We start from the raw sequence: 15,769 nt of genomic DNA on the forward strand, positions 1-15,769 counted from the left end.
CTTCCTCTTTCTTACGGGTTTGTATTCGGAACCGTGGAACAGTCTAGGGAAAGTCGGCGCGTTCTCAGGGGAGGACGACGACCTGGGCGGCGAACACGAGTCCGGCGCCGAAGCCGATCTGCAGCGCGAGCCCACCCGAGAGCTCGGGATGCTCGGCCATCAGCCGGTGGCTGGCGAGGGGGATCGAGGCTGCCGACGTATTGCCGGTGGTCTCGATGTCGCGCGCGATCACGGTCGACTCCGGCAGCTTCAGCTGCTTGGCGAACTCGTCGATGATGCGCATGTTGGCCTGGTGCGGGATGAACGCGGCGATGTCGGTCGGCTCGACGCCGGCCTTGTCGAGTGCCTCGCGGGCGACCTTCGCCATCTCCCACACGGCCCAGCGGAAGACCGTCTGGCCCTCCTGGCGCAGGGTCGGCCACGGCACCTCGCCGTCACGGAACTCGGTCAGGGTCGCGTTCATGCCGACCGCATCGGCCTTGGAGCCGTCCGAACCCCACACTGCGGGGGCGATTCCCGGCGTGTCGCTCGGACCGATGAGCGCAGCGCCCGCGCCGTCGCCGAGCAGGAACGAGATGCTCCGGTCGGCAGGGTCGACGACGTCGGAGAGCTTCTCCGTGCCGATCACGAGCGCGTAGCGTGCGGCGCCCGACTTGATGAGCGCGTCGGCCTGAGTGATCGCGTAGGCGTAGCCGGCGCAGGCCGCGTTGACGTCGTAGGCGGCAGCCGGGTTCGCACCCACACGGTCGGCCACGATCGCTGACACCGACGGCGACTGCTTCGGGTTGCTGATGGTGGCGACGATCACGAGGTCGATCTGGTCGGCGGGAACGCCGGACTTCTCGATGGCCTCCGCGCCGGCGATCGCGGCGAGGTCGATCGCATCCGTGCCCTTGTCGGCGCGCACGCGGGTCACGATGCCGGTGCGCTGGCGGATCCACTCGTCGCTCGAGTCGATGGGGCCGATCAGGTCGTCGTTCGGCACGGCGTTCTCGCCACGGGCAGCACCGAAGGAGTAGATCCGCGTGAAGGCGGGACCGGTGACCTGGTTCAGGATGGGGCTCATGCGGCTTCTCCGTTCAGCAGCGCGACGGCCGCATCGAGATCATCGGGGGTCTTCACGGCCACGGAGGGGACTCCGCGCAGACCGCGCTTAGCGAGACCGGTGAGCGCGCCGGCGGGCGCGAGCTCGATCAGACCGGTGATGCCGTGATCGGCGAACGACGCCATGCAGAGGTCCCAACGCACCGGCGACGACACCTGGTCGACGAGGTGGCTCAGGGCCTGCGCGCCATCGTCGACGACGGATCCGTCGCGGTTGGACCAGAGCGTGATCTGGGGGTCGGCCGGGGTCACCGTCGCGACCGCGTCGCGCAGAGCGTCGACGGCTGAGGCCATGTATGACGTGTGGAACGCGCCGGCCACCTGCAGTGGGATGACGCGGGTGCCCTTGACGGGCTCGGAGGCGAGGGCGTCGAGTCCTGCGAGCTCACCGGCGACCACGAGCTGCCCGCCGCCGTTGTAATTGGCGGGGGAGAGTCCGAGCTCGGTGAGACGCGTGAGGATCGTCTCTTCGTCGCCGCCCAGCACGGCGCTCATGCCGGTGGGGGTCTGCGCCGCAGCGTCAGCCATGGCGCGACCGCGGATGCCCACCAGGCGCATGCCGGTCTCGGCGTCGATCACACCGCTGCCCACGAGCGCGGCGATCTCGCCGACCGAGTGCCCGGCGACACCGTCGGCTCGGCGACCAGCACGCGCCGTGAGCGCGTTCGCCGCGATCAGGGATGCGGCGACGATCAGAGGTTGGGCGATGCGCGTGTCGCGGATCGTGTCGGCATCCGACACCGTGCCGTGCTGCTGGAGATCGACCTCCGCCGCCTCGGAGAACGCGGTGAGGCTGTCGGCCACACCGTCGAGCTCGAGCCAGGGGGAGAGGAAACCGGGGGTCTGCGAGCCCTGTCCAGGGCATACGACGACAATCACAACCCCAGTCTGCCAACGATCCGCCGTGAGCGGTGGATGATCCATCACAAGATTCGAGAAAACCCTTGTGTGTGGCGTACAGCTGATGGGGCTCAGATCGCCGATCAGCGCGACGGACGACGCAGGGGAGCCCGGCGCCTGACCTGCTCTGCGGCGCCGATCGAGCCGAGGATGAGCGCGGTCTGCAGGATCAGAGCCTCGCGCGGACCCGTGGCGTCCCAGCCGATGACCTCGCTGACGCGCTTCAGGCGATAGCGCACGGTGTTCGGGTGCACGAACAGCTCGCGGGCGGTCGCCTCGAGCGAGCGACCGTTGTCGAGGTAACTCCAGAGCGTCGTCACGAGATCAGTGGAGTGCGCCTGCAGAGGGCGATAGATGCGCTCGATCAGCGTCTGCTTGGCGAGCGGATCGCCCGCGAGCGCCCGCTCGGGAAGGAGGTCGTCTGCGTCGACCGGACGGGGAGCGCTGCGCCATGCGCGCGCCACGGCGAATCCGGCGAGGGCCGCCCGTGCACTCTGACTGGCGTCGACGAGCGCGGCGACCGCAGGCCCGAGCACGACGTAGCCGGGGCCGAACGAGGGCTCGAGTCGCGTCGCGATCTCTTCGAAGCCGAGTTCTTCCTCTTCGCCTTCGGCAGGCTCCTGGCCGGCGATCCGAGCGCGGCCGATCACGAGCACGAGTCGGGATCCCTGCACTCCGATGAGCACGTCGACAGCGAGCTTTCGCGCTGTGCGACGCACGAGGTCGACGTCGAACTGCGGGGGAGTCGTGCCGACCAGCACCGCGACCTCTCCGTGACCGTGCCAGCCCAAGGCGGCGATCCGACTCGGCAGCTCTTCATCCGCTTCACCGGTGAGGATGGAGTCGACGACGAGGGCCTCGAGCCTGGCATCCCACAGACCGCGGGCCTCGGCGGCTCTGGCGTAGACGTCGGCCGCGGCGAAGGCCACGTCGCGGGAGTAGAGCAGGATCGCCTCTCGGAGATCTGCGCCTCTTCCGGCGACGCGCTCTTCGGTCACCTCGACGGTGACTCGGATGAGCTGCAGAGTCTGCTGCAGGCTGACGCTGCGCAGCAGCTCTCTGGGTGCGGCCGCGAAGATGTCAGCGGCGATCCATGGCGTCGACGTCGGATCCTCGTACCACTGGATGAACGACGTGATGCCCGCCTGAGCCACCAGCCCGACCGCAGAGCGGCGGGCTGGTGGCATGTCGGCGTACCACGGGAGTGTGTCCTCGAGGCGCTTGATCGTCACCGAGGCGATGTCGCCGGAGATCCGGCGCAGCCAGGTGAGCGTGGCCGACTTGTCCATGCCGCGCGAAGAGGAACCCGTCACCGACGACTCAGCTTTCGCCGCCCGCGTTGCCGCTGGTGCCGGCGTTCACGTCGTGCAGGCTGTACTTCTGGATGGCCTGCGCGGCGAGAGAACGGTCGACGACCCCGTCTTCGGCGAGAGACTGCAGCGTGCGGACGACGATCGACGGACCGTCGATCTTGAAGAAACGACGAGCGGCTGCACGCGTGTCGGAGAAGCCGAAGCCGTCGGCGCCCAGCGTCGCGAAACGCTGCGGGACCCACGGACGGATCTGATCCTGCACGGCGTGCATGAAGTCGCTCACGGCGACGACCGGACCCTCGGCACCCTGCAGCTTCTGCGTGAGGTACGCGGTGCGGGGCTCTTCTTCGGGGTGCAGGAAGTTGTGCTCGTCGGCAGCGAGGCCGTCGCGGCGCAGTTCGGTCCACGAGGTGACCGACCAGACATCCGCGATCACGCCCCAGTCGTTCTTGAGCAGCGCCTGCGCCTCGAGGGCCCAGGGGAGTCCGACGCCCGATGCGAAGAGCTGGGCGCGGGGGCCTTCGCCCTCGCCGATCGACACGCGGTGGATGCCGCGCACGATGCCGTCGACGTCCACGTTCTCCGGCTCGGCGGGCATGACCATCGGCTCGTTGTAGAGCGTGATGTAGTACATGACGTTCGGGTCTTCGTGGTTTCCGCCGTACATGCGCTCGAGACCGGAGCGCATGATGTGCGCGATCTCGTAGCCGTAGGCCGGGTCGTACGAGACCGTCGCGGGGTTGGTGGCGGCGAGCAGGTGCGAGTGGCCGTCGGCGTGCTGCAGGCCCTCACCCGTGAGGGTGGTGCGTCCGGCCGTGGCGCCCATGATGAACCCGCGGGCCATCTGGTCGCCGGCGGCCCACTGAGCGTCACCCGTGCGCTGGAATCCGAACATCGAGTAGAAGAGGTAGATCGGGATCAGCGGCTCGCCGTGCGTGGCATACGAGGTGCCGGCCGCGGTGAACGCCGCGAGTGCGCCGGCCTCGTTGATGCCGACGTGGACGATCTGACCCTGCGGGCTCTCCTTGTAGGCGAGGAGGAGCTCACGGTCGACCGAGGTGTAGTGCTGGCCGTTCGGGTTGTAGATCTTCGCCGACGGGAAGTACGCGTCCATTCCGAAGGTGCGAGCCTCGTCGGGGATGATCGGCACGATGCGGTGGCCGAAGTCCTTCGAGCGCAGCAAGTCCTTCAGCAGACGGACGAACGCCATGGTCGTGGCGATCTCCTGCGTGCCGGAGCCCTTCTTCGGCAGGGCGTACGCCGTGTCGTCGGGGAGCGCCAGGCCGACGTGCGTCGAGCGACGCTCCGGCAGGAAGCCGCCGAGTGCGCTGCGACGCTCGAGCATGTACTGGATCGTCTCGTCCTGGGGGCCCGGGTTGTAGTACGGGGGCAGGTACGGGTTCTCCTCGAGCTGCGCATCCGTGATCGGGATGTGCATCGCGTCGCGGAACGTCTTGAGGTTGTCCAGCGTCATCTTCTTCATCTGGTGGGTCGCGTTGCGGCCCTCGAAGTGCGGACCCAGGCCGTAGCCCTTGACGGTCTTGGCGAGGATGACGGTGGGCTTGCCCTTGTGCTCGGTCGCGGCCTTGAATGCGGCGTAGACCTTGCGGTAGTCGTGTCCACCGCGCTTGAGGTTCCAGATCTGGTCGTCGGAGTAGTCCTTGACCAGGGCAGCGGCGCGCTCGTCACGGCCGAAGAAGTGCTCGCGGACGTATGCGCCGGACTCGGCCTTGTACGTCTGGTAGTCACCATCGGGGGTGACGTTCATCAGGTTGAGCAGAGCACCCTCGGTGTCGCGGGCGAGCAGGTCGTCCCACTCGCGGCCCCAGACGACCTTGATGACGTTCCAGCCGGCGCCGCGGAAGAACGACTCGAGCTCCTGGACGATCTTGCCGTTGCCGCGCACAGGGCCGTCGAGACGCTGCAGGTTGCAGTTGACGACGAAGGTGAGGTTGTCGAGGCCCTCGTTGGCTGCGACCTGCAGCTGACCGCGGCTCTCGACCTCGTCCATCTCGCCGTCGCCGAGGAAGGCCCAGACGTGAGACTCGGAGGTGTCCTTGATGCCGCGGTTCTCGAGGTACTTGTTCGACATCGCCTGGTAGATGGCGTTGATCGGACCGAGACCCATCGAGACGGTCGGGAACTGCCAGTACTCCGGCATCAGACGCGGGTGCGGGTACGAGGGGATGCCGTACGGCGCGTGCGACTTCTCCTGGCGGAATCCGTCGAGCTGGTCTTCGCTCAGGCGGCCTTCGAGGAACGAGCGGGCGTACGTGCCGGGGGAGGCGTGGCCCTGGACGAAGATCTGGTCTCCGCCGCCCGGGTTGTCGAGACCCTTGAAGAAGTGGTTGAAGCCCACCTCGTAGAGGGCGGCCGACGACGCGTAGGTCGAGATGTGGCCGCCGACACCGATGCCGGGGCGCTGTGCGCGGTGCACCGTGATGGCCGCGTTCCAGCGGATCCACGCGCGGTAGCGACGCTCGACCTCTTCGTCACCCGGGAACTCGGGCTCGTTCTCGGGAGCGATCGTGTTGATGTAATCCGTCGTCGGGACCATCGGCACACCCAGGTGCAGCTCCTTCGAGCGCTTGAGCAGGCTGAGCATGATCTCGCGGCCACGGCCGTGGCCCTTCGCGTCGACGAGCTCGTCGAGCGACTGCTGCCACTCGCCCGTCTCCTCCGGATCGCTGTCGAGGGGGCCCTGGGAATACGGATCCTGGTCGTGCACAGTCACGGGGAGCCTTTCGTCAAGCTGGCAGGTCATGCCATTGAAACGGGAAGCGACGCGGGCAACCTTGTCGGTTGTACACAACGCGTGCCGCCCTCAGCCTATCCCCCTTCCACGACATCGGTGCGCATCGGGTCATCTGTAGACTGGACGCACCAGGGCCTTTAGCTCAGCTGGTAGAGCGCCACGTTTACACCGTGGATGTCGTCGGTTCGATCCCGGCAGGGCCCACCGGATTCGGTGCGCTGACCTCTCCCACGAGGTAGCCCACCGTCGTGTTCAGGCGTGCGGCGACCGCGACTAGCTGCTCGATGCTGAAGCGCTGTTCGGCGCGCAGCTTCTTGCCTACGCCCGTCGCCTCGATGCCGAGCAGCTCGGCAAGATCCTTGTTCTTCACGCGCTGCTCCCACATCAGAGTGTGGATACGGCGACCGACTACGACATCGACCGGCTCACTCGTCCGGATCGGGCTCACTGTGCTCATATCGGCATGCTAGCGGACATAGCGGACATATTGCCTGGGTGTTTCCTGAAATTCCCGTTACTGCCAATTTGTCTGGTACTGTCCGAAACATGCCAAAAAGTCAGCTTCCGGATTCAGAGCAGATCATCTGGATCACACCGGCAGAGGCGGCGACCGCCCTCGGTGTGACGACCAAGACCGTTGCACGGCTTGCCGATCGTGGCGAGGTTCGGGCCATTCGACCGGGCGGCACTCAGCGCCGCTACGCCGAGGCCGACATCGAGGCGATCCTCGCGGGTGCGCCCTGGGATGCAGCGTGACCGGCCGTGAGCACGCATCGGACTTTCCATGCTGTGACGGCACGGCCGCCGATCTCGCACGAGAGCTTCCTGTTCATGCGGTCGGAGATCGAGCGGCTGACGAACGAGCTTCACGCGGTCACGGTCGACCGCGACTACTGGTACATGAAGGCGAACTACACGCCCGAGGAGCGCGCGGAGATGTATCACCGCGCGAGCAAAGGGCTGGACGAGAACGGAGCATGGCTATGGCCGGACAGCGTGAGAACAACGAGGTGAACGCCCGCCCCTCCCATCGCACGGTGTCGCTCTGGAGCGACGTGACCGCGTGCCTAGAGAACATCCGCATGGCGGAGTTCTACCTCGGGTACCTGCCCGAGAAGCCCAACACCGCGGGGATTGACCACGAGGCCGTGCAGATCCAACTGCAAGACGCGCGCCGGCTGCTCGGATCGATCGCGCTCGACCTCACGGAAGGTGCCGCCGATGCATGACCACATCGACCCGATGATCGGCATTCCCCTTGCCGTCGCCCTCTATCTCGTGTGGTGGCTCGTCGAGTGGCGTGACGGGCGGCTAGTCCAGGTTCATCTCGTGCGGTGCGCTCGCTGCTTCGCCCGGATCGCCGAGGAGGTGATCCCGGTTGCCGAGCTTCACCAATCCGACGACTGAGCGTTTCGACGCGACGTTGCTCGCGGACTACATCGCGCACGAGCCCACAAAGCTCGGGCGCGATTTCGCGGGCGACCTCTACGAGTACCGCGATGGCGTCTATGTCCGCGACTCCAACGTGGTCACTCGCCGGTGTGCCAAGGCCCTCGGCGCGAGCTACACGAAGAACGTCGAGTCACAGGCGGCCGCACACCTCCTCAATATCGAGCTGCCCGAGGTCGGCCTCCCCGAACTGCCACGCGGCTATCTGGAGCACATCGTGCTGGAGAACGGCGTCTACTGGTGGCGCGAGGATCGCCTGACCCCTCACAACGAGATGCTCGGCGCGCTCACCAAACTGCCGATCACGCACGACCCGATCGCGCTCCCTCACGAGTTCCGGGCGTGGCTGCACGTCGTGTTCGGCGACGATGAGGAGATGCTCCGCCACGTGTGGGAGGTGCTCGGCTACCTCCTCATGACCGGCAACCCGCTCCAGAAGATCATCATGCTCTTCGGTGGAGGTGGTGACGGCAAGGGCACGTTCCTGCGGCTCCTCCGCGCGATGCTCGGCAAGGTCAACTACTCCTCGGTGTCGCTGCATCAGCTTGTCGAGGATCGATTCGCATCGTCCAACCTCTACGGCAAGACCGCGAACATCTCGGGCGATCTCTCGAGCAAGTTCCTGTCCGATCCTCAGATCCTCAAAGAGATCACGGGTGGCGACTCGATCAGCGCCTCGCGCAAGCACGGCCAGGCTTTCGAGTTCGTGCCCTACGCCGTGCCGATCTTCGCCGCTAACGAGTTCTTCCGCACCTCGGACAACTCGTATGGGTGGCGCCGGCGCTGGATGGTGATCGAGTTCCCGAACAAGGTCGAGAACGAAACCGAGGGCGCGCCCGTCTTCGACGAGTCGATCCTCCACGACGAGATCCCGGGCATCTTCAACGAGGCGATGGAAGGTCTACGCCGACTTATGACGCGCGGGCGGTTCGCTGCTCCCGACGCCGCTCGCGAGGCCACCACGCGCATGCACGACGAGGCCGACCCGTTCCTCACCTGGCTCGACGAGGACGAGGCGGTGAGCCGCGGCGAGAACGAATCCAGCCCGTCTGCCGATGTCTACCGCGCCTACCAGTCATGGTGCCGGCGCAACGGCTACACGGCCCTCGCCTCTGGCCCTCTCGGGCAGCGCTTGAAGCAGCTCGGCGTCACCCGCACCCGCCCTCGCGAGGGCCTGTCCCGCATCGTCCGCTATCAGGGCATCAGCGTCATGCTGACCCCGGACAGGGCGTGACCGTGGACAGGGCTCGGGTGCGCGCGGCCGCCGGCGACGGGCTGCCCGACGCTCCCCGCGCCCCTCGTCATAACGAGCTTCGCCCTGAATATCAGGGTGGTCAGCCCCGTGGTCAAGGTGCGGTCAGGGCGGTGGTCAGCCCTCGATACCAAGGGGGGAGCGGGCTGGTCAACCCGGTCAACCCTTCTCTTACTTTCTCTCGCGTAAAGAAAAGAAGAGAGAGAAGTGGGGCCACTGCCCTGACCACCCTGACCACCGTGACCGAGGAGCACCACCGTGACCGACAAGCACCGCGACCCCGAGTACATCCGCAACGCCGGCATCGTGCGTGCCCGAGTGCGGCGCGACTGGAAGCACGGCACCGAGGTTCGATGCTGGCGCACGGGTGCACCCATCGAGCCGGGGCAGAAGTTCGACGTGGGCCACATCGATCCGAACGGTGGGCACGGCATCTCGAACCTGGCACCCGAGACAGTGAGGAGCAACCGCTCCGAGGGTGGACGCCGAGGCGCAGCTCTGACCAACGCTCGACGCTCGGGTGGTGCACCACGTCAGCCGACAGTGCGGCGCGCATCATCGACCGGACTCGCACCGTGGTGAGCGCGGCGTCTTTTTTTGCACATCGCTCGCACCCCCGCCTTCGGCTCCAAGAGCACTTTTTCCCCCTGAACTGGAGAATCTCATGACCAAAGCGACGCCGACTCTCGCCGATCTGTGGGACGAGGGGAACTGGCTCGAATGGCGCTCGCGAATCGAGCACCTCGAGCCGATAGTTCCCTACACGCTCGTCACCACCGAGCAGTCGCGGGGCGAGTTCATCCAGGGGGCGCGGCTGCTCCGCCTCGACGAGCGGGTGCGCGCCGGCGACGGGGGCAAGGGCCCGTCGCCCATGCAACTCATGGTCGCCGATCTGCTCGCCGCCGGCCGATTTATGAACGTCATCGACGAGGCCCGCCGCACCACCAAGACCACCGCGGTGCAGTGCGTGATGCTCGGGCGCTGCTGGTCGCGCGAGGACTACGTGGCCGGGTGGACGATGTTCACCACCGGGCAGAAGGCCGGCGACCGGTTCCGCGAGGACATCGCGAAGCACCTGGTCAAGCTCTGGCCGGATGCCAAGACGCGGCCGATCGACATCGGGTTGTCGAAGGGGCACGAGTCCCTGACCTTCAAGCACACGGGCTCGCTGCTACAGGTGGGTGCTCCGAACGGTGACATGTTCCGATCAGGCGGGTTCGACATGGCGTTCGGAGACGAGGCCGGTGAGGCAGACGTGGAGCAGGGCGCGGACGTGGTGCGAGCGGTGATCCCGACGATGGACACCAAGCCGAACGCACAGTTCGTGCTCGCCGGCACCGGTGCGAAGTACCGCAGCAACCAACTGCTCTGGGACAACCTCCACGACGCCGACGCCTCGGTGCTCTGGCACGGTATCCCCGAGACAGTCGACCGTATCGAGCTCGCGTCTTGGGAGCCGGATCTCCCGCACCCCAAGACCGGGGCGACTGGTGGCCGGATGCGGTACTGGATCGAGCGCACTCACGCGGGCCTCGGCTTCACGACGCTGCTCGACGCACCCAAGCGATCGTTCGACCGCGTGCCTCTCGATGACTTCCTGATCGAGTACGGGGGCCAGTTCGGATTGGAGGGGGCGGCCGACGTGCTGATCCCACCGGCGCAGCTCCAGCGGGCACTCACCCACGAGCCGTTCCCCGGTGTACCTGAACGTTTCTCGGCGGTGATGAAGGTGCACCACCTCGGCACCCACGGCTCCCTCGCGGTGGCCTGGGACTACGAGCCGGTTGGCGATCTCGTGACCGCCGCGCAGAAGCTCGACGGTGCGGATGCCGCGCCGCGCAAGCGCGCGATCGCTCTGTGGCACTGGCAGCAAGGGTTGCCGGGGTTTGATACCGAGGTGCTGCTCCGCATGCGCCGGCACCCCGGTAAGACCCTGCACTACGACAAGCGCGGGTTTACCGAGGAGATCGCCGAGAAGAAACTCGCTCAGGCTGTCCCCGCTCCGCCGATGAAGCCGACGACGCCGGCCGACATTCCGGGGTCGACTGTCGGGCTACTCCGTGCGCTCGAGGAGGGAACCGTCGTCATGTTCCATCACCCCGAGCTGGAGCGCGCCGCCCGGATCGCCACGCGACAGGCGTTCGGCAACTACGGCACGTTCCGGTTCGGCGCTCCGAAGAGCGACCCCGAGGCGGATGTGACGCCGATCGAGGCCGCAGCGCTCGCGCTCCGGTTCCTCGCCGACGCGCCCGCCACCGTCAAGCCCGCCGACGTATTCCAGTTCTAGGAGCAGCCATGACCCGTCCCCGTATGATCCGGCTGGAGAAGAGCCCGACCGGTGTGCGCATCGAGTGCGCTTCATGCCCGCACTGGCATGGGTATCGGCAGACGATGCCGGCGGCCCACGAGAGTGCGGGGGAGCACGAGAGGCTCGTGCACCCCGGCGACTACCGAGCGCGCAACGCGGCGAAGATGTACGCGGCGCGACACGCCGCGCGCGCGTCGAATGTGTAAGGTCGGCTCCACGCTCTGAGGCGTGGGATTCTTTCGTGATCTGATCTTCGGCCCGGCGGCCTCGCTCGCCACGAGCGGGCTGCTGTCCTGGTACTCACCGCAGGACAGCATCCAGTCTCTGTTCGTGGCCGACGCGCTCGGTGATCTCGCCAACTCGCCGGCACCACTCACTCGCGACAACGCGCTCCGCATCCCCGCAGTGAAGCGAGCTCACGACCTGATCTGTGGCGTTCTCGCCGACATGCCGTGGTTCCAAGCTGACGAGAACGGGCGCACGGACGAGCAGCCGAAGTGGCTCACCAACACCGCCACCGGCATCCCGCCGCGCGATCTCCGCTGGGCTGTTGCCTCGGATCTCTTCATGGGCGGCTGGGCTGTCATCGGCTTCGCCCGTACCGGCACCGAGATCACCGACGCGCTGCACATCCCCGCCGGCCTGTGGTCGATCAAGGATGGGCAGCTCGAAGTCTCCACCAAGATCGACGCCCGCTATCGCTCGCTCGTCGTCCCCATCCGTCTCGGCTACGGATCGAACGGCATGCTCGTCGACGCGGGCGAGGACATGAAAGACGCGGCCACGATCCGCGCCGCGTACCGCGATCGCATCGAGAACCCCATCGCGCTGACCATGCTGACCGTCGCGGCTGAGCGGTGGGATCAGTGGTCGAAGGAAGAGCGCGAGGAGTTCCGTCAGTTCTTCATGGTGGCGCGCAGTTCCAAGGGCGGCGCGACCGGGATGAAGCCGAGCTGGGTCGAGGTCGACACCACCGGACAGCTCCCCACCGACCTGTTCGAGTCCGGCCGCAACGGCAACCGGCTCGACCTCGCGAACCACGCCGGCCTCCCCGCCTCGATGCTCGAAGGCGTCCGTCAGGGCGGATCGGGCGGTGGCACTGAGATGCGCTACACCGGCGTGCAGAACGGCGCGCAGCGCAACGAGGTGTGGGACTTCGGCATCTCGAAGTACGCATCCGCGATCTCGGCGCGGCTCTCGCTCGACGACGTGTGCGCCGAAGGGCTCTCGATTCGCATCGACACGTCCGCATTCCTGACCGTTCCCACACCTCTCGACCAGATGACAAGCGAGGACTGACCATGCACGACATCACCATTCAGGGCGGCGAGGTACTCGCCAGCCTGGACGAGCGTACCCTCACCGGTCTGCTCGTCCCGTTCAACGAGGTCGGCCAGACGAACGCCGGCCGCTTCACCGTCGAGGCCGGTTCGATCGCACTGCCGGCCGATCCCGATGTGGTGACGCTCAACGTCGACCACGACCGCTATCAGCCGGTCGGACGCGCAACCCGACTGTGGCAGACCGCTCAGGGGATCATGGCGTCGTTCAGCATCGGCCGCACCCCGCAGGGTGATGCCGTGCTCGCCGATGCCCTCAACCCTGACGGGCGCCGGCGCGCGCTCTCCGCAGAGTTCAAGACGGATATCGATGCCGCCCGAGTCGCGCGCAACGGTGTGCTCGCCGGCGCAGCGATCCTTGCCGCCGGCGCGTTCCGCTCTGCCCGTGTCCTCGCCGAACTGGCCGAGGATGCCGAGGAGGTCGAGGAGGTCGAGGGCGAGGGCGAGGTCACCGCACTCGACAAGTCCGAGTACGTCTACACCGACGAGGAGGGGCGCAAGTACAGGCGCAGCTACGAGTCGGTGACCACCACCGCCGAGGTCGAGGGCGGCACCGAGTCCACCACCGTCACCACATCCACCGAAACCGAGCTGACCGGCTCAATCGACACCGAAGAGGAGGCCATTGTGGCCGAGCAGGAAACCGTCCAGGCCGGGTACGTACCCGGCACCATGATTGCCGGCGGCGCTGCTGTCCTCGCCGGCCGACTCCCCACCCTGGAGACGATCGTCTCCGCGCTCGTCGACGTGAAGTCCCACAAGGGCCGCGCATCGCAGGAGTCGGTCGAGGTGCTCGCCGCTCTCTCCGACCTCACCCTCACCGGCGCGGGTTCGCTGCCCGGTGCAGCGCTCCAGCCCAACTGGATGGGACTGATCGCCGAGGGCGTGCCCTACGTCCAGGAGTACATCACCCTCTTCAACCCCGGCACCGAGATCTACGCCGGCGGCAAGAAGGGCTACAAGCTCCGCCGAGGCACCGCGGCCGCACCGCTGAACGCGCCGCTCGACGGCACGTGGGCCGGCAACAAGCAGCCGGTCAAGTCCTACCAGGGCTTCACCGAATCGCACTCCTCGGTGCTCGACCGGTGGGCGATCGCCGAGGACATCGGCCGCGAGTTCTTCGACCTCCCCGGCGGCATGGAGTTCGTGCTCGCGTTCCTCCAGTTCCTCCAGGAGGACTACCTCATCTGGCAGGACGATCTCGCGCTCGCCTACGCCGTCGCCGCGGCCGGCGCACCCATCGCCCCCAACTCGCCGACGCTGCCGGCGAACTACCCGACCGCGCTGAAGCGTCTGATCCAGGGCATCCTGGCCGTCAAGCGCCGCAAGGCAGACGGCCGCCGCGACACCCCGACGTTCGCCGTCGTCAACGACGTGGCGTTCGAAGAGCTGATCTACGCCGCCGGCGGCGAGCAGAACCTCCCCGCCTTCGTCAACATCGCGCTGTCGACCTCCGGCAACGGCACGGTCGACGGCAACGTCCAGGTGGTCGCCGGTGACATCGGCATCGAGGACACCCCGGCCGTACTCGCCGGCGCGTCCTACGCGATCGACTTCGACCGCCCCGCCGGCGGACTCCTCGAAGTCGAGGCGCTCGACCTCGCACGCGGTGGCGTCGACAAGGGCGTGCACGGCTACCTCCAGACGTTCGTGAAGCGTCCCGAGGCGCTGAAGCTCATCGGCGAAGCGGACGTTTGATCGTGGCCACCTGGTACACCGCCGAGCCCGAGGAGCAGCTACAGCGCATCCGCGGCGCGTGGCCTGACGCTCCCGTGCAGAACGTCGAGCTGCTCAGCATGCTGCTCGAAGTGGCGCGTGACCAGGTGACCGCATTCGCACCGGCACCGGCTCCCATCCCCCCGGAGGAGCCGGTGCCGGGGCCACCGCCTCGGTTCGTCCTCGCGCAGCTCATGCAGGTGCGCAACCTGTGGAACGCCGGCCGCACGACCGGCGAAGGCGAGGCCGGCGCGGAGGGCTTCACATTCCGTCCGTACCCGCTCGACAACACCATCAAAGCCGTCATCCGACCGATCGACTGGAAGCCTCATGTTCTCTGACCTCCCGGCGTTCCGCTCCGAGCTTCGGGATCGCCTCGTCGCGGCGCTCCCCGACGAGTGGGAGATCGTCAAAGACCTCATGGCTGCGAACGTCTCGCTCGTCCCGGCGGTCTACATCGAGTTCAACAAGTTCGACACCACGTTCAACGGTGAGGCGCTCGGACACGGCCAGGTGTCTGCAACCGCAGACCTCGTTCTCGCTGACCCTCGCACAGCGGACGTAGTAGCCGAGCAGGCGATCGAGGACGAGGTCGTGCTCCTCATCCGTGAACTCGACAAGAGCAGCGACATCGGGTGGTCGACCGCCACCAAGTTCCGTCTCGACTCTGGCCCGCTCGCCTGGCGGATCAGCACCATCGCCCTCGTCACCATCTAGGAGTCATCATGCCCAACGTCACGAACAAGGCTTACATCGGTCAGTCTGGAACCCTCATCCTCGACGGTGACACGCAGTTCGGCGTCACCGCATTCAGCCTCGTTCCCACAACTCCGCGTGAGCAGGTTGTCGACATCGCCGGCGACGTGCAGGTGATCATCGGGAAGCCGACCTGGGTCGCGAACATCACGTTCCATCAGGATCACGTCACAGACGGCTCTCTGTCGCGCAAATCTCCGGACATGGCCGGGAACGTCATCCCGTTCACATACACGCCGCAAGACGGCGGCGCGGGCCGTTCCGGCAACATCCGCTGGGAGGACGTGACGTTCGGTGGCGACACCGCACGTCACAGCGTCTCGCAGCCGTTCGGCGTCGTCGGACAGCCGGCCGTCATCGAGCCGGCCGCGCAGGGCTGATCATGGCCGGGCGCATCTCGCTCAGCGTCGATTCGCCTCTGCGAACGATGCTGATCGCGGCGCGCTCGGTCCCGGCCGAGGTGCAAAAGCGGATCGCGACGGAGACCAAGGCCGCCGCACAGCCGATCTGGTTCGCGGAGGTCCGAGAGGGCGCGCACACCCGACTCGAGCAACGAGTGCTCGCGGACTCCGCCCGCGTGGGTGCCACCCAACGCAACGTGTTCCTCCGCTCCGGTGGTGTCGGCACGCTCCGCTCGGGCACCCCCGTGAACGTCCTCGCGTCCGCCGCCGAGTTCGGCATGGGTGCAGACAAGAAGATCGCAACCCGCTCACGTACCGGCACTGACTACACCCGGCGCGCGGGCTCCGCATTCCCGTCGCCCCGCCGCCGCGGGCCCGTGTACACCGCCGCCGGTCGATCTCTCGTCCGGTTCGCGTCTCTGTGGATTCAGACCGCAGTTCGCACCATGCTCGACAAGCTCGAAGGGAAATAGCC

Annotated in this window: 19 protein-coding genes and 1 tRNA gene; 15 read left to right on the forward strand and 5 right to left on the reverse strand. The window is 67.1% G+C overall.

Annotated elements, in window-relative coordinates:
• Positions 1-64 precede the first annotated feature (64 nt).
• From ASF87_RS16630 to aceE, 4 genes are all read right to left on the reverse strand, one after another.
• The gene (locus ASF87_RS16630) at positions 65-1,066 is read right to left on the reverse strand and encodes a beta-ketoacyl-ACP synthase III (protein ID WP_042537516.1); all 1,002 of its coding nucleotides are present in this window, start codon (positions 1,064-1,066) and stop codon (positions 65-67) included.
• Positions 1,063-1,983 carry an ACP S-malonyltransferase gene (locus tag ASF87_RS16635; RefSeq protein ID WP_056377452.1) on the reverse strand — a complete coding sequence of 307 codons (921 nt, stop codon included), beginning with the start codon at positions 1,981-1,983 and terminating at the stop codon, positions 1,063-1,065. The genes ASF87_RS16630 and ASF87_RS16635 overlap by 4 nt, the downstream gene beginning before the upstream one ends.
• 104 nt (positions 1,984-2,087) lie before the next feature.
• Positions 2,088-3,293 carry a PucR family transcriptional regulator gene (locus ASF87_RS16640; protein WP_056377454.1) on the reverse strand — a complete coding sequence of 402 codons (1,206 nt, stop codon included), beginning with the start codon at positions 3,291-3,293 and terminating at the stop codon, positions 2,088-2,090.
• A 31-nt stretch (positions 3,294-3,324) separates the two neighbouring features.
• Entirely contained in the window at positions 3,325-6,051 is a 2,727-nt protein-coding gene (gene aceE / locus ASF87_RS16645) for a pyruvate dehydrogenase (acetyl-transferring), homodimeric type (RefSeq protein WP_056377456.1), read from the reverse strand.
• A 152-nt stretch (positions 6,052-6,203) separates the two neighbouring features.
• Between aceE and ASF87_RS16650 the strand changes: the two genes are divergently transcribed.
• Positions 6,204-6,276: transfer RNA gene (locus ASF87_RS16650), tRNA-Val, on the forward strand.
• Here ASF87_RS16650 and ASF87_RS18160 read toward each other — a convergent pair.
• Positions 6,236-6,529 (reverse strand): helix-turn-helix domain-containing protein, encoded by a 294-nt coding sequence (locus tag ASF87_RS18160; protein WP_157550142.1) that lies wholly within the window; start codon positions 6,527-6,529, stop codon positions 6,236-6,238. The genes ASF87_RS16650 and ASF87_RS18160 overlap by 41 nt on opposite strands.
• 89 nt (positions 6,530-6,618) lie before the next feature.
• Here ASF87_RS18160 and ASF87_RS16655 point away from each other — a divergent pair, with 89 nt between their 5' ends.
• The 14 genes from ASF87_RS16655 (at position 6,619) to ASF87_RS16720 (ending at position 15,767) form a co-directional block, all read left to right on the forward strand.
• The gene (locus tag ASF87_RS16655; RefSeq protein ID WP_056377458.1) at positions 6,619-6,828 is read left to right on the forward strand and encodes a helix-turn-helix domain-containing protein; all 210 of its coding nucleotides are present in this window, start codon (positions 6,619-6,621) and stop codon (positions 6,826-6,828) included.
• Positions 6,829-6,861: 33 nt separating this feature from the next.
• Positions 6,862-7,086 (forward strand): hypothetical protein, encoded by a 225-nt coding sequence (locus tag ASF87_RS16660; RefSeq protein ID WP_056377460.1) that lies wholly within the window; start codon positions 6,862-6,864, stop codon positions 7,084-7,086.
• Entirely contained in the window at positions 7,056-7,301 is a 246-nt protein-coding gene (locus ASF87_RS16665) for a hypothetical protein (RefSeq protein WP_056377462.1), read from the forward strand. The genes ASF87_RS16660 and ASF87_RS16665 overlap by 31 nt, the downstream gene beginning before the upstream one ends.
• Complete coding sequence (locus tag ASF87_RS16670; RefSeq protein ID WP_056377464.1) at positions 7,294-7,479, forward strand: hypothetical protein; 186 nt, start codon at positions 7,294-7,296, stop codon at positions 7,477-7,479. The genes ASF87_RS16665 and ASF87_RS16670 overlap by 8 nt, the downstream gene beginning before the upstream one ends.
• The gene (locus ASF87_RS16675) at positions 7,451-8,755 is read left to right on the forward strand and encodes a DNA primase family protein (RefSeq protein ID WP_056377466.1); all 1,305 of its coding nucleotides are present in this window, start codon (positions 7,451-7,453) and stop codon (positions 8,753-8,755) included. Before ASF87_RS16670 ends, ASF87_RS16675 begins: the two co-directional genes overlap by 29 nt.
• A gap of 276 nt (positions 8,756-9,031) precedes the next feature.
• Entirely contained in the window at positions 9,032-9,355 is a 324-nt protein-coding gene (locus ASF87_RS16680) for a hypothetical protein (RefSeq protein WP_056377468.1), read from the forward strand.
• Positions 9,356-9,437: 82 nt separating this feature from the next.
• Positions 9,438-11,060 carry a hypothetical protein gene (locus ASF87_RS16685; RefSeq protein ID WP_056377471.1) on the forward strand — a complete coding sequence of 541 codons (1,623 nt, stop codon included), beginning with the start codon at positions 9,438-9,440 and terminating at the stop codon, positions 11,058-11,060.
• Positions 11,061-11,068: 8 nt separating this feature from the next.
• Positions 11,069-11,287, forward strand: a complete 219-nt coding sequence (locus tag ASF87_RS16690) for a hypothetical protein (RefSeq protein WP_157550130.1) — start codon at positions 11,069-11,071, stop codon at positions 11,285-11,287.
• A gap of 22 nt (positions 11,288-11,309) precedes the next feature.
• Complete coding sequence (locus tag ASF87_RS16695; protein WP_056377475.1) at positions 11,310-12,380, forward strand: hypothetical protein; 1,071 nt, start codon at positions 11,310-11,312, stop codon at positions 12,378-12,380.
• Between the two features lie 2 nt (positions 12,381-12,382).
• The gene (locus ASF87_RS16700) at positions 12,383-14,119 is read left to right on the forward strand and encodes a hypothetical protein (protein ID WP_056377477.1); all 1,737 of its coding nucleotides are present in this window, start codon (positions 12,383-12,385) and stop codon (positions 14,117-14,119) included.
• Between the two features lie 2 nt (positions 14,120-14,121).
• Positions 14,122-14,478, forward strand: coding sequence for a hypothetical protein (locus ASF87_RS16705; protein ID WP_056377480.1), 357 nt, complete (start codon positions 14,122-14,124; stop codon positions 14,476-14,478).
• Positions 14,468-14,854, forward strand: coding sequence for a hypothetical protein (locus tag ASF87_RS16710; protein ID WP_056377482.1), 387 nt, complete (start codon positions 14,468-14,470; stop codon positions 14,852-14,854). The genes ASF87_RS16705 and ASF87_RS16710 overlap by 11 nt, the downstream gene beginning before the upstream one ends.
• A gap of 8 nt (positions 14,855-14,862) precedes the next feature.
• A complete protein-coding gene (locus ASF87_RS16715; RefSeq protein ID WP_056377484.1) occupies positions 14,863-15,273 on the forward strand; it encodes a hypothetical protein in 411 nt (136 codons plus the stop codon).
• Between the two features lie 2 nt (positions 15,274-15,275).
• Complete coding sequence (locus tag ASF87_RS16720; RefSeq protein ID WP_056377486.1) at positions 15,276-15,767, forward strand: hypothetical protein; 492 nt, start codon at positions 15,276-15,278, stop codon at positions 15,765-15,767.
• Positions 15,768-15,769: the final 2 nt, after the last annotated feature.

It is taken from the genome of Microbacterium sp. Leaf161, from assembly GCF_001423645.1.
Taxonomy (GTDB): domain Bacteria; phylum Actinomycetota; class Actinomycetes; order Actinomycetales; family Microbacteriaceae; genus Microbacterium; species Microbacterium forte.

Excerpts from the sequence above, each read along its gene's own strand:
- ASF87_RS16630 (WP_042537516.1), bottom strand. The coding sequence starts at position 1,066 with ATGAGCCCCATCCTGAACCAGGTCACCGGTCCCGCCTTCACGCGGATC.
- ASF87_RS16640 (WP_056377454.1), bottom strand. The coding sequence starts at position 3,293 with ATGGACAAGTCGGCCACGCTCACCTGGCTGCGCCGGATCTCCGGCGAC.
- ASF87_RS18160 (WP_157550142.1), bottom strand. The coding sequence starts at position 6,529 with ATGAGCACAGTGAGCCCGATCCGGACGAGTGAGCCGGTCGATGTCGTA.
- ASF87_RS16655 (WP_056377458.1), top strand. The coding sequence starts at position 6,619 with ATGCCAAAAAGTCAGCTTCCGGATTCAGAGCAGATCATCTGGATCACA.
- ASF87_RS16665 (WP_056377462.1), top strand. The coding sequence starts at position 7,056 with ATGGCCGGACAGCGTGAGAACAACGAGGTGAACGCCCGCCCCTCCCAT.
- ASF87_RS16670 (WP_056377464.1), top strand. The coding sequence starts at position 7,294 with ATGCATGACCACATCGACCCGATGATCGGCATTCCCCTTGCCGTCGCC.
- ASF87_RS16685 (WP_056377471.1), top strand. The coding sequence starts at position 9,438 with ATGACCAAAGCGACGCCGACTCTCGCCGATCTGTGGGACGAGGGGAAC.
- ASF87_RS16690 (WP_157550130.1), top strand. The coding sequence starts at position 11,069 with ATGACCCGTCCCCGTATGATCCGGCTGGAGAAGAGCCCGACCGGTGTG.
- ASF87_RS16700 (WP_056377477.1), top strand. The coding sequence starts at position 12,383 with ATGCACGACATCACCATTCAGGGCGGCGAGGTACTCGCCAGCCTGGAC.
- ASF87_RS16710 (WP_056377482.1), top strand. The coding sequence starts at position 14,468 with ATGTTCTCTGACCTCCCGGCGTTCCGCTCCGAGCTTCGGGATCGCCTC.
- ASF87_RS16715 (WP_056377484.1), top strand. The coding sequence starts at position 14,863 with ATGCCCAACGTCACGAACAAGGCTTACATCGGTCAGTCTGGAACCCTC.
- ASF87_RS16720 (WP_056377486.1), top strand. The coding sequence starts at position 15,276 with ATGGCCGGGCGCATCTCGCTCAGCGTCGATTCGCCTCTGCGAACGATG.